Raw genomic sequence first — 12,090 nt, 5'->3', positions numbered from 1 at the left:
GGGCGACGCCGTCGAGGTCCTCGGCGACGGTCAGCATGATGATGCGCGCGCCCGGATCGGCGGACAGCAGACGGCGCACGGTCTCGACGCCGCCCAGTCCGGGCATGCGTACGTCCATGAGAATGAGGTCGGAGCGGTCGGCGCCCCAGCGGCGGAGGACTTCCTCGCCGTTGGCAGCCGTCGTCACGCGCTCGACGCCGGGCACGGTCGCAACCGCGCGGCGAAGCGCCTCTCGGGCAAGCGGGGAGTCGTCGCAGACGAGGACGGAAGTCATGACCGCCCTCCGGAGCTGATGCGCGTCACCTTGAGCCTCCAGGCTGGTACGGAATCGTCACCTGTGCGGTCGACCGTCTCGGACGCCTGCCCGAGCACTTGTGTTTTCAACCGCCTCCGCACTCTCAACGACGGTCACCCGAAAGAGTTACGGGTCGGCGTACTGACTTCGGCACTCTACGTGAGGGGTCCGACACGGTCCCGTCATGCGCGGCGGACCCACAGGGTTTCCGCACAACTTGTGCCCCATTTAGTCGCTTTTGCTCCCGTTTCTCAGTGTCTGAGGCTAGATTCGCAATGAGTCATATTTTCATCTCCTTAGACCGGAGATGTACGGTCGAAGGCACGGTATCCGCTCAGAACGGCTACAAGGGGTCACGTAATGGCAGATTTCTCCCGCCTTCCCGGACCGAATGCGGACCTGTGGGACTGGCAGTTGCTGGCGGCCTGCCGAGGGGTGGACAGCTCGCTCTTCTTCCACCCGGAGGGCGAGCGCGGTGCGGCGCGGAGTGCACGTGAGAACTCGGCCAAGGAGGTCTGCATGCGGTGCCCGGTCCGAGCGCAGTGCGCGGCCCACGCGCTGGCGGTGCGTGAGCCGTACGGCGTGTGGGGCGGGCTGACCGAGGACGAGCGCGAAGAGCTGATGGGCCGGGCGCGCAACCGCCTGGTGTCCACCACCAGCGGGAGCCCCGGCTCCCACTCCTGAAGGAACGTTTCTGCATCCATCAGGGCACGCACGCGCGTGCCCCTGAGCCGTGCCCGGCCGGACTCGGCCTCACCGGCGCCGTGACCGCCACCGCCGCCGTTCGCACCCCGCAGCCACGCCCGCGGGGCGCTGCCGCGCGCAGTCTGGAGAGGCTCGGCAGCTGGGCCGGCTCTTCGGGCCCGCTCCGTCCGAGTCGGCCCGGAAGGCCCACGGTGGACGGGAGCTTCCGTACGCCGTCGCGCGCGAGCTCGGCGAGGTGTCCGGGGTCCGCGCGGTCAGGTGATCGCCGGTGTGATCCCGCCGGGCAGCGCGCAGGCGTCTCCGGCGTAGGGGCGGGAAACGATCTGTCCGCCGGCGGCCACACAGTCGTCTCTGGAGATGTTCGGAGACGAGGCGGCTCCGGCGCTGACGGCGCCGACGGCGCTCACGCCGGCAAGGGTCGCCGTGGCCAGGACGAGGGCCAGGATTCTTCGCACACGCATGACTTCCTCCTCCTCTCAGGCGCCCTCGCTCGGCCTTCGGGAAGGACGAATCTCGAAACGACGGCGCCCTCTTGTTCAGCATGGGCGCTCCGTATGAGGCCCGCGAGGCGAGGCCGGGCAACGCGAACGCGGCCTGGTCGACGAGACAGGTCCTACGGCCGCGAAGCCGCCCTGCCCAGTTGTTCCAGTGTCGCGGCCACGGCCGGGACCTGGGCCAGGTCGGGCAGGGTGAGGGCGACGATCTCCCGTCGTACGGCGGGCTCCAGCCGGACCACGCGCACCCCCCTGGGCCGTACCGACTCCACCGCGAGCTGGGGCAGTACGGCCACGCCCAGGCCGGCGCCGACCAGGCCGACCACGGCCGGGTAGTCGTCGGTGGCGAAGTCGATGCGCGGGGTGAACCCGGCGCCCTCGCAGACCTGCACCAGCTGACCCCGGCAGCGCGGGCAGCCCGCGATCCAGGGCTCCTCGGCCAGCTCTCCGATGGCGACGGCCTCCGCGCCCGCCAGCCGGTGCCGCTCCGGGACCAGGGCGACCAGACGGTCCGTCAGCAGCCGTCGTACCACCAGGTCGTCCCACTCCTCGGTGGCGGGAGCGCCCTGGTAGCGGAAGGCGAGGGCCACGTCGCAGTCGCCCTCGCGCAGCAGCTCGACCGACCTCGGCGGCTCGGCCTCCTCCAGGGAGACGCGGGTGCCGGGGTGGGCGGCGCGCAGGGCGGCGAGGGCGGTGGGTACCAGGGTGGAGGTGCCGCTGGGGAAGGAGACCAGCCGGACCCGGCCCGCGCGCAGGCCGGCGATGGCGGCGACCTCCTCCTCGGCGGCGGTGAGCCCGGCGAGGATGCCGGAGGCGTGCCTGACCAGGGCTTCTCCGGCCTGGGTCAGCCGCATCTCCCGGCCGCCCCGGACCAGCAGCGGGGTGCCGACGGAGGCTTCCAGCGCCTTCATCTGCTGGCTGACGGCGGGCTGGGTGCAGCCCAGTTCGCGCCCCGCCGCCGAGAAGGAACCACTGGCGGCGACGGCACGCAGGACGCGGAGATGGCGGGCCTCGATCACCCTTCGAGCATAAGCGGTGCTTGGGATCGGCTCCTGATATCGCGTCGACGCTTTGGGCGGTGGTCACGTACCGTGCGCGCATGAAGCTTCTCTCCGTCAACCTGGGGCGACCCCGCGCCGTGCCGTACACCGATCAGGCCGAGGGGGTGACGGGCATCGACAAGCGGCCCGTCGAGGGTCCGGTGCGGGTGGCGGCGCCGGGGCCGAAGGGGGTCGGCGGCAGCGGGCTGGCCGGGGACGCGGTGTGCGAGCTGCGCCATCACGGCGGGAACGACCAGGCCGTGTACGCCTTCGCGCGCGAGGACCTGGACGACTGGGAGCGCGAGCTGGGCCGGTCCCTGTCCAACGGATTCTTCGGGGAGAACCTGACCACCGAGGGGCTGGACGTCTCCGGGGCGCTGATCGGGGAGCGCTGGCGGATCGGGTCCGGGGTGGTGCTGGAGGTGACGTCGGGGCGGATTCCGTGCCGTACGTTCCAGGGCCACATGGCCGAGCCGGGCTGGGTGAAGAGGTTCACCCGGAAGGCCGTCACGGGGGCTTATCTGCGGGTGATCGAGCCGGGTGAGATACGGGCGGGGGACGCGGTGGAGATCGTGCACCGGCCGGACCACGGGGTGACGGCGGCGACGCAGTTCCGCGCGGTGACCACCGAGCGGGAGCTGCTGCCCTCGCTGCTCGCGGCGGGCGACGCGCTGCACGGCGAGGCCCTCGCCCAGGTCCACAAGTACCTGGCCGACCAGGCACGCTGAGCGGCCGTCACCACAGGCCGGGAGCCGTCGGCGCGGGTCACTAGTCTTGGGCCATGACAACGGCTCTGATTACGGGATCGACCGCGGGCATCGGCGCCGCGTTCGCACGGCGGCTGGCGGCGGACGGGCACGACCTGGTGCTGGTGGCGCGCGACACGGCGCGGCTGCGCGAGCAGGCGACCGAGTTGCACGACCGGCACGGCATCGAGGCGGAGGTGCTGACCGCCGACCTCGCCGAGGACAAGGGCATCGAGACGGTGGCCGAGCGGCTCGGTGACCGGCGGCACCCGATCGACCTGCTGGTCAACAACGCCGGGTTCGGCAACAAGGGCCGCTATCTCGACGTCTCCATGGCCGACGAGCTGCGCATGCTCAAGGTCCACTGCGAGGCGGTGCTCCGGCTGACCTCGGCGGCCGCGGAGGCGATGCGGGAGCGCGGGCGCGGCGGGGTGGTGAACGTCGCCTCGGTGGCGGCCTTCATCCCGCGCGGTACGTACGGCGCCTCGAAGGCGTGGGTCGTGCAGTTCACCCAGGGCGCGGCGAAGGACCTCGCGGGCAGCGGGGTCCGGCTGATGGCCCTCTGCCCCGGCTTCGTCCGCACCGAGTTCCACGAGCGGGCCGGCATGGGCACGGACAACATCCCCGGCTGGATGTGGCTGGACGCCGACAAGCTGGTCGCGGCCGCTCTGGCCGACCTCGCCCGCAGCAAGACCGTCTCCATCCCCGACCCCCGCTACAAGGCCCTCATGGGCCTGGCGAAGGTGGCCCCCCGCGGCCTCCTGGGCGGAATCAGCGCGCGCACGGGACGCAAGTACGGTCCCCGCTGAGGGGGCGGCTTGAGGGGGTCCACGTCCATGTCGGTTTCCGCCAGTGGCGAGTGGGGAGTGGTGTTCGGCTGCGGGCATGGCCTTCGCGCAGCCGGACTCCGCCCGGCCCTTGCACTCCGGTCAGGGTTGCGTGCGCAAGCGGTACAGGATGAGGCCCTGTATGTCGGTGAGCCACTGACGCAGGGCTACGGCGTCCGGAGGGGGCTCCCGGAGACCGAGTGCTGAGGTCGCATCGCTGAGATCCTCCTCTCCCGCGTTCAGGGACAGCAATTCCCCGATCTCCGATGCGGTCTTCTCCAGGTCCTCGCGTAGTTCGGCCGAGAGGAAGTCGTCCATGGCCTCCGCGTGTGACTGGTACTCGACCTCCAAGCTGCCCTGGTAGAAGTACGCTCCGAGAAGGTGGGCAACCGCCGGGAATCGCGCACGCCACTCCCACGAGGTCTTCGGCCGGATCGTGGGCCGCGGAGCCGGTGGGGCGGCGAGGAAAAGTTCCAGGTGTTGTCGTACGACACGCAGGCAGTCCTCGACTCCGACGCCTCGGGGCGGATCGATGTGCGGGAGCAGGTCCACGTCTTCCGCGATCTCGTCGCTGAAGAGGCCGACCGCAAGCAGGTCATCGATCTCCCTCACCGCTTCGGCCGCACGCTCGGGAAGGTGGGCCGCGATGCGTAGATAGGCGCTCAGGGCGCCACCCGGCACCTCCAGCGTGTCGTCGAAAGCGTGGCCCGTCGCCTCGTAAGCGCGCAGAAGCTGACGTAGTTCGTAAAAGCGGTCACCCACGGGTGTCATGGTTGTCGGACCTGTCTGGCTCTAGAAGGCTGCGGGATAGGACGTGAGAACTCGGTAGCCCGTGTCGGCCGTCGGGTCACGTTTCAGGACCACCGTGGCGCCAGTCACCCATTCTGGCGGCAACCCGTTCCGGAAGTTGCCCCGCGTCAGGCTGAGACCAGTGGGCTCGCCGAGGTCGAGGCCGAAGTCCTTCTTGGGGCTTCGCCTGGGAGATGACAACCAGGCTTCGATTTCCTTCTGGTGCTTCTGGAGCACGGCATCGGTGAACTTCTGGGCCGACGCTTCGTCGACATACCGTGAGACGACGTTTCTTCCCGGATCCGCCCGGAGTCGCGCGCGTAGATCCTGGGTGGTCACGTTCACGTGCTTGCCCAGGGTGTGGGATCCGTTCTTCCCCTCGTCACCCGCAACGTCTGCCCGGTACCGAGGGTTGATCCGGCCTCTGCGTTTGCTGCGGGGCCAGGCGTTGGGATCTCCGTCTCCCTTGATGAGCAGGCCGAGCTCGTCGAGGGTTGGGCTCGCGCCGCCGGCCAGGGCGGGCTCGGGGCCTGGAGAGGGTATCCGTACGCCACCGAGGAGCTCGGTGAAGCCACCCGCGTCGCGGGCGGCACGCGCCGTTGCTCCGGCGCCGCCGAGTCCACCGCCCAAAAGCGCGCCATACGCGGCGGACTGACGGACCTCGTCGAGGTCGAACCCGTCCTTCTGCTCACCGAGGGCTATGGAGGCAGGCTGCGTGACGGCCAGATCGACGGTGACGGACTCGACGCCGCCGAAAGCCGCGGTGGCAAGGGTGGTACCCGCGATGGCGGCGATCTCCTCCGTCACCACGACGCCCAGTCCGGCGGCCACTTCGGCGACCGTTGCCGCCGCTGCCACCGCCGCGGCCTCCGACATACCGGCGGTGAACACGGCCAGAGCGGTACCGGCAACGAGGGTCGCGCCGACGATTTCCAGTTCGTGTTCGAGCTTCTTCTCAGCCCCGTGCACCACGCCCGCGTACGCGTCCAACGCCTTGGCCATGGCGCGGGCGGCATCCGCTAGATCCTTCAGCCAGCCGTGGCCGTCGTGGTAGTAGCGGCGCCAGAACGGGTCGGCGACGGCGGAGATGGCCTCGCCCTTGTTGTTCTCGATCAGGGAGCCGGCGGCCTTGTTGAGGGCCGAGGTGACGTCGTCGACATCGTCGGCGAAGGACCGCCACGCCTTCGCGGCATCCCGCAACCCGTCCTCATCGGCGTCCGGCCACCACATGCCGGTCATGTCCTGGACGACCTCGCGGGCCTTGTCCGCGAGGCTCAACGGTGGCCGCCCCGGGCGTCGTGTCCGGTCCGGATGCGGCTGAACATGCTCCGGATCAGCTCTTCGTTGTCGATGTGGCCATCGGCCATGTCCGCCATGGCCTCGTGGATGCTGGCCAGTCCCTCGACGAGGATCCTGGTGGCGTGCTCGATCTGCTTGACATGCGGCCCGTACGCCTTGTGGAACTTCTCGCCCTGCTCGTCATCGCCCCAGGGCTTCCCGGCCGCGCCCAGCCCGTGCTTCAGCTTGGCCAGAGCGTGTGCGAGAGCAATGCTCTCGTGGTGAAAGCGAGGTGCTGTCGCCTTGATGTCAGCGATCTTTATGTCGAGTATCTCGTCGCTCTCGCCCATGACTTGCGCGCTTCCCCTCCACCGACTGCACGGAGGTTCGACCCTAATCACCGCCATTCCTTCGCGGATGTGAGCGAGGCAAAGCTGCAGCAAAGGTCCAGCAGTGCGGACCCAACGGGCGGAGCCGCAGACAGCACTTCGCCCCGCCAGGAGGACCTGGCGGGGCGAAGTCGGCTGCCCTGACGGGCTGTTGCCTTAGTGCGAGTGGCCGTGGCCGTGGCCGTGGCCCGCGCCGGCCTCTTCCTCTTCCTTCTTCTCGACGACCAGGGTCTCGGTCGTGAGGAGGAGGGAGGCGATGGAGGCGGCGTTCTCCAGGGCGGAGCGGGTGACCTTGACCGGGTCGATGACGCCGGCCTTGACCAGGTCGCCGTACTCGCCGGTGGCCGCGTTGTAGCCCTGGCCCTTCTCCATGTCCTTGACCTTGGAGACGATGACGTAGCCCTCCTGGCCGGCGTTCTCGCCGATCCAGCGCAGCGGCTCGACGACCGCGTTGCGGACGACGCTCACGCCGGTGGCCTCGTCGCCGGTCTTGCCGAGACCGTCCTGGAGGACCTTCGCGGAGTGGACCAGCGCGGAGCCACCACCGGAGACGATGCCCTCCTCGACCGCGGCACGGGTCGCGGAGATGGCGTCCTCCAGACGGTGCTTCTTCTCCTTCAGCTCCACCTCGGTGGCGGCGCCGACCTTGATCACGCACACGCCGCCGGCCAGCTTGGCGAGACGCTCCTGGAGCTTCTCGCGGTCCCAGTCGGAGTCGGTGTTCTCGATCTCGGCCTTGATCTGCGCGATGCGGCCCTGCACGTCGGCGGAGTTGCCGCCGCCGTCGACGATCGTGGTGTCGTCCTTGGTGACGGTCACGCGGCGGGCGGTACCGAGCACGTCCAGGTCGGCCTGGTCGAGCTTGAGGCCGACCTCCTCGGAGATGACGGTGGCGCCGGTGAGGACGGCCATGTCCTGCAGCATCGCCTTGCGGCGGTCGCCGAAGCCGGGGGCCTTCACCGCGACGGCGTTGAAGGTGCCGCGGATCTTGTTGACCACCAGGGTCGACAGGGCCTCGCCCTCGACGTCCTCGGCGATGATCAGCAGCGGCTTCGAGGCGTTGGTCTGGATGATCTTCTCGAGCAGCGGGAGCAGCTCGGTGATCGAGGAGATCTTGCCCTGGTTGATCAGGATGTACGGGTCGTCGAGGACGGCCTCCATACGCTCCTGGTCGGTGACGAAGTACGGGGACAGGTAGCCCTTGTCGAAGGCCATGCCCTCGGTGAAGTCCAGCTCCAGACCGAAGGTGTTGGACTCCTCGACGGTGATGACACCGTCCTTGCCGACCTTGTCCATGGCCTCGGCGATCAGCTCGCCGACCTGCTGGTCCTGGGCGGACAGCGCGGCGACGGCGGCGATGTCGGACTTCTCGTCGATCGGGCGCGCGGAGGCGAGCAGGTCCTCGGAGATGGCCTTGACGGCGGCGTCGATGCCCTTCTTCAGGGCGGCGGGGGACGCGCCGGCGGCGACGTTCTTCAGGCCCTCGCGGACCAGGGCCTGGGCGAGCACGGTGGCGGTGGTGGTGCCGTCACCCGCGATGTCGTTGGTCTTGGTCGCCACCTCCTTCACGAGCTGGGCGCCGAGGTTCTCGAACGGGTCCTCGATCTCGACCTCACGGGCGATGGTGACACCGTCGTTGGTGATGGTCGGCGCGCCGAACTTCTTGTCGATGACGACGTTGCGGCCGCGGGGGCCGATCGTCACCTTCACCGTGTCGGCCAGCTTGTTGACGCCGCGCTCAAGGGCGCGACGGGCGTCCTCGTCGAACTTCAGTGTCTTCGCCATGACAGCGGGAGCCCTCTCGGAAAATCTGGGTGGATGTGCCTGCGCCCCCGGCCGCCCGGCTTCTTAACGGTCGCGGGAACCAGGGGCGCAGTGGTGAAGCCGATGCTTCGGGGTGAACTACTTCTCGATGATCGCGAGAACGTCGCGGGCCGAGAGGACGAGGTACTCGTCGCCGTTGTACTTCACCTCGGTGCCGCCGTACTTGCTGTACAGCACGATGTCGCCGACCTTGACGTCGAGCGGCAGGCGCTCGCCGTTCTCGAAGCGGCCCGGACCGACGGCGAGGACGGCGCCCTCCTGGGGCTTCTCCTTCGCGGTGTCCGGGATGACCAGGCCAGAGGCCGTGGTCTGCTCGGCGTCCAGCGGCTGGACCACGATGCGGTCCTCGAGCGGCTTGATGGCAACCTTGGAGCTGGCGGTCGTCACGATCCGACCTCCCCCTTCTGAGAATTCACGGGGTTGACTGTCTGAGGTGGCGACCAGGTCGATCCGTCGTCGCGGGTGCCGGACCTGCCCGTCGCTTTGTTGGCACTCTCGTGTGCCGAGTGCCAGTGCCGAGACTATGACCGCGGTTAGCACTCGGTCAAGCGGAGTGCCAATTGCCGTGCGGCGCGTCGGCGCACGTCGGCTCTTGGAGTCACCTCCACCGTGCTGTCGGGACGCGCGCCCCCACGATGCCCTGGAGGTAGTCCTCCAGCTTTCCCGGCGTCAGGCCCCTGCTCTGCGCCTCCTTCAGCACTCGCACCGTGCGCTCGGCCAGGGTGCCCCTGCGGTCCGGGGTCAGACGGATGATGTCGCCGGCGGTCAGGTGTCCGGGGGTGCGCGTGTAGACGAGGCCGTGCCGAGTGGTCCGGACGCGCCAGCGGACGACGGCGCCGGCGCGGGTGAAGACCGTGACCGGCAGCCGGAGTTCGCCGACCAGGGCGGCCAGCCTCCGGTCCCGTACGGCCCCCCGGTCGTAGGTCAGGAAGACGACCCGGTCGGCCGTGGCCACGTGGTCCACCGCACGGGTCCCCGCGCGCATGGTGAGGGGGCGGGTCACATGGCGGGGCGGGGCGGCCAGGGGCGCGGTGAGGCCCCAGTGGCGGTAGACGAGTTCGGACGCCGGGGCCGAGCGGCGAACGCCCTGCGCGGCCTTCTTGCCGAGGCGTTCGATGGGGTCGACCGACTGGGCGCACCCGGTGAGCAGCAGTGCCGCCGAGGCGAGCGCCACGGCCCGTGCCGCACGGCGGGCCGGCCGCGCCCGGCGCCTCACAGGTAGTCCTCCAGGCGTGCCACGGCGTATCCCTCGCGGGTGACCTTGTTGAGGAAGCGGCGCATGTCGTCGACCATCGTGCCGTTCCACTCGTCGGGGCCCCGGAAGTGGGTGAGGACGATGTCACCCTTGCGCAGTCGCCTGTCGTCCTCGCGGTACTCCCAGTGGTCGACGAAGACCTCCTCGTTCCAGATCGGCGCGTACTTGATGCCGCAGGACTTGGCCGCACGCAGGGTGTCCTGGTTGTAGTCGCCGTAGGGCGGGCGCAGCACCTCGGGGCGCCTGCCGTACTGCTTCTCCATGACGTCCTGCATGCCGCAGATCTCCTGCCGCTGCTGCTCGTAGGAGAGACCGGGCAGATACGGGTGCGTCAGGGTGTGGTTGTCGAGCGTGTTGCCGTACGCCTGGCTCTTGCGGAAGTAGCCGTAGTCGTCCTTCACCAGGTAGTCGCTGAGGAAGGCGGTGTACGGGACCTTCAGCTCACGCATCATCGAGAGGAACCGGGGGTCCTTCTCGGCGCCGTCGTCGATGGTGAGGAAGACGATCTTCTTGTCGGTGGGGACGGTGGTGAAGACCGGGGGGAGGTTCTCGTCCTCCTGGTGGTCCACCTCGAAGCCCGCGCGCGCGGTGATCCTCGGCTTGATCTTCGGCGGGGCCGGGGCCGTGAGCGGCACCTGGTCGAGCCGCCACTTGCGGGCCGCGGCCACCATGCGCCGCTGCTCCGCGAGGCGGGCTGAGGCGGCGTCGGGGGCCTTGGCGGGCCCACCCTGCCCGGCCGGCGCGGTGCCGGAGGAGCCGGGCTCCGAGCATCCGGTGAGCACGGCGGCCGCGGCCAGCACGGCGACGGAGCAACGCACGGTCAGGGAGCGGGGACTGGACCGAAATTTGTCATTTTGTCCTACATGTCGCATGGTGCCGGATCTTGGCAGGACCACGCCCCGATCCCGGCCCGACACCGCCGCCGGAGGCGTACGGTCCACCGACTGGCCCACAATGAGCCGGTGAACGACCAGCTCTCCGCCCTCCAGGGATTCCACGCGCTGCGCACCGACGAGGGCCGGGCCCTCCTCGACGAGGTGCACGGCACCGCGCCGGCCGACGAACTCGCCGTGGCCACCCGGCTGCGCCGCACCCACCCGGCCGGGCTGGTGTCCGCCGCCCTCGGCCAGGCCAGGCTGCGCCAGCGGGCGGAGGCCAAGTTCGGCGCGGAGGACGCGCGGCGGATGTTCTTCACGCCCAACGGGGTCGAGCAGTCCACGCGGGCGAGCGTGGCCGCGTACCGCGCGGAACGGATGCGGGCGCTCGAGGTCACCTCGGTGGCCGACCTGTGCTGCGGGATCGGCGGCGACGCGCTCGCCCTGGCCCGCGCGGGCATCCGGGTGCTCGCGGTGGACCGGGACCCGCTGACCGCGGCCGTCGCGCGGGCCAACGCCGAGGTGCTGGGACTTGCCGACCTGGTCGAGGTGCGCGAGGCCGACGTCACCGAGGTGGACACCGCCGGATACGACGCGGTGTTCGTGGACCCCGCCCGGCGCGGCGGACGCGGCCGGATCTTCGACCCGGAGGCTTACTCGCCGCCCCTGTCCTGGGCCGTGGCCACCGCGCTCGCCGCACCCCGCGCCGCCCTGAAGATCGCGCCCGGCATCCCGCACGAGGCGGTGCCCGCCGAGGCCGAGGCGGAGTGGATCTCGGACGGCGGTGACGTGAAGGAGGCCGTGCTCTGGTTCGGCACCGGAGCGCCGGGCGGTGTCCGCGCCACCCTCCTCCCCGGCCCGCGCACCCTTGAGGGCCGGGGCCTGCCCGACCCGGCGGTGCGCACGCCCGGCCGGTACCTGTACGAGCCGGACGGCGCGGTGATCCGGGCCCATCTGGTCGCGGAGGCCGCCGAGGAGCTGGACGGCGGCCTGCTGGACGAGACGATCGCCTACATCACCGCCGACGAACTCCGCCCGACCCCGTACGCCACCGCCTACGAGATCACCGACCGGATGCCGTTCAACGTCAAGAAGCTGAAGACGCTGCTGCGGGAGCGCGGGGTCGGCAACCTGACCGTGAAGAAGCGCGGCTCGGCGGTCGAGCCGGAGGAGCTGCGCCGGAAGGTCAAGCCGCAGGGTCCCCACGCCGCGACCGTGTTCATGACCCGCGTGGCGGGCGCCCCGACCATGCTGATCGGACACCCGGCCTAGCCCCTTCGAAAGTTTCGGAGCCCTTACGCAGCCGGTGCCGCCGTGCTCGACCGCACCACCAGGCTGGTCGCCAGCTCCAGCCGGGTGGCCGTCCGCTCCCGCTCCCCGCGCCCCAGCTCCAGCACCAGCCGCGCCGCCGCCTCGGCCATCTCGGTCAGCGGCTGGCGCACGGTGGTCAGCGGCGGGCCCACCCAGCGGGCGACGGGCAGGTCGTCGAAGCCGACGACGCTCACGTCCTCCGGTACGCGCAGCCCCAGTTCGCGGGCGGCCTCGTACAGGCCGAGTGCCTGGAGGTCGTTGC

15 protein-coding genes are annotated in these 12,090 nt (G+C 70.3%); 4 read left to right on the top strand and 11 right to left on the bottom strand.

The annotated features are described in order from the left end of the window. Positions 1-274: response regulator transcription factor (locus GT030_RS11360; RefSeq protein ID WP_161200992.1), on the bottom strand; the 274-nt coding region annotated here is incomplete at its 3' end. A gap of 381 nt (positions 275-655) precedes the next feature. Here GT030_RS11360 and GT030_RS11355 point away from each other — a divergent pair. Further along, a complete protein-coding gene (locus tag GT030_RS11355; protein ID WP_161200991.1) occupies positions 656-979 on the top strand; it encodes a WhiB family transcriptional regulator in 324 nt (107 codons plus the stop codon). A 275-nt stretch (positions 980-1,254) separates the two neighbouring features. Here the strand turns inward: GT030_RS11355 and GT030_RS11350 are convergent, their stop codons facing one another. Beyond that, the gene (locus GT030_RS11350; protein WP_161200990.1) at positions 1,255-1,461 is read right to left on the bottom strand and encodes a hypothetical protein; all 207 of its coding nucleotides are present in this window, start codon (positions 1,459-1,461) and stop codon (positions 1,255-1,257) included. 152 nt (positions 1,462-1,613) lie between these two features. Continuing rightward, complete coding sequence (locus tag GT030_RS11345; RefSeq protein ID WP_161200989.1) at positions 1,614-2,513, bottom strand: LysR family transcriptional regulator; 900 nt, start codon at positions 2,511-2,513, stop codon at positions 1,614-1,616. Positions 2,514-2,593: 80 nt separating this feature from the next. Between GT030_RS11345 and GT030_RS11340 the strand changes: the two genes are divergently transcribed. Further along, entirely contained in the window at positions 2,594-3,262 is a 669-nt protein-coding gene (locus GT030_RS11340; protein WP_161200988.1) for an MOSC domain-containing protein, read from the top strand. Between the two features lie 53 nt (positions 3,263-3,315). Then, positions 3,316-4,089, top strand: coding sequence for an SDR family oxidoreductase (locus GT030_RS11335; protein WP_161200987.1), 774 nt, complete (start codon positions 3,316-3,318; stop codon positions 4,087-4,089). A 120-nt stretch (positions 4,090-4,209) separates the two neighbouring features. On the opposite strand, the gene GT030_RS11330 is transcribed toward GT030_RS11335, so the two are convergent. From GT030_RS11330 to GT030_RS11300, 7 genes are all read right to left on the bottom strand, one after another. Beyond that, a complete protein-coding gene (locus tag GT030_RS11330; protein WP_161200986.1) occupies positions 4,210-4,878 on the bottom strand; it encodes a contact-dependent growth inhibition system immunity protein in 669 nt (222 codons plus the stop codon). A gap of 21 nt (positions 4,879-4,899) precedes the next feature. Further along, complete coding sequence (locus tag GT030_RS11325) at positions 4,900-6,174, bottom strand: RNase A-like domain-containing protein (protein WP_161200985.1); 1,275 nt, start codon at positions 6,172-6,174, stop codon at positions 4,900-4,902. Further along, positions 6,171-6,524 (bottom strand): hypothetical protein, encoded by a 354-nt coding sequence (locus GT030_RS11320; protein ID WP_161200984.1) that lies wholly within the window; start codon positions 6,522-6,524, stop codon positions 6,171-6,173. Before GT030_RS11320 ends, GT030_RS11325 begins: the two co-directional genes overlap by 4 nt. A gap of 195 nt (positions 6,525-6,719) precedes the next feature. Beyond that, positions 6,720-8,348 carry a chaperonin GroEL gene (gene groL / locus GT030_RS11315; protein WP_161200983.1) on the bottom strand — a complete coding sequence of 543 codons (1,629 nt, stop codon included), beginning with the start codon at positions 8,346-8,348 and terminating at the stop codon, positions 6,720-6,722. Positions 8,349-8,465: 117 nt separating this feature from the next. Beyond that, positions 8,466-8,774 carry a co-chaperone GroES gene (groES, locus tag GT030_RS11310; RefSeq protein ID WP_018543953.1) on the bottom strand — a complete coding sequence of 103 codons (309 nt, stop codon included), beginning with the start codon at positions 8,772-8,774 and terminating at the stop codon, positions 8,466-8,468. A 211-nt stretch (positions 8,775-8,985) separates the two neighbouring features. After that, on the bottom strand, positions 8,986-9,561 hold the full coding sequence (locus GT030_RS11305) for a hypothetical protein (RefSeq protein ID WP_161200982.1): 576 nt from the start codon (positions 9,559-9,561) through the stop codon (positions 8,986-8,988). A 38-nt stretch (positions 9,562-9,599) separates the two neighbouring features. Beyond that, a complete protein-coding gene (locus GT030_RS11300) occupies positions 9,600-10,514 on the bottom strand; it encodes a polysaccharide deacetylase family protein (RefSeq protein ID WP_161200981.1) in 915 nt (304 codons plus the stop codon). Between GT030_RS11300 and GT030_RS11295 the strand changes: the two genes are divergently transcribed. Beyond that, positions 10,497-11,789 (top strand): methyltransferase domain-containing protein, encoded by a 1,293-nt coding sequence (locus tag GT030_RS11295; protein ID WP_161200980.1) that lies wholly within the window; start codon positions 10,497-10,499, stop codon positions 11,787-11,789. The genes GT030_RS11300 and GT030_RS11295 overlap by 18 nt on opposite strands. A gap of 23 nt (positions 11,790-11,812) precedes the next feature. Here GT030_RS11295 and GT030_RS11290 read toward each other — a convergent pair. Then, a partial coding sequence (locus tag GT030_RS11290; protein WP_161200979.1) for a substrate-binding domain-containing protein occupies positions 11,813-12,090 on the bottom strand: 278 nt, incomplete at its 5' end.

Source organism: Streptomyces sp. SID1328 (assembly GCF_009865595.1).
Lineage (GTDB): Bacteria > Actinomycetota > Actinomycetes > Streptomycetales > Streptomycetaceae > Streptomyces > Streptomyces griseoluteus.
Note: the sequence above shows the minus strand (reverse complement) of the source record. Positions and strands in the feature narration are given on the sequence as shown.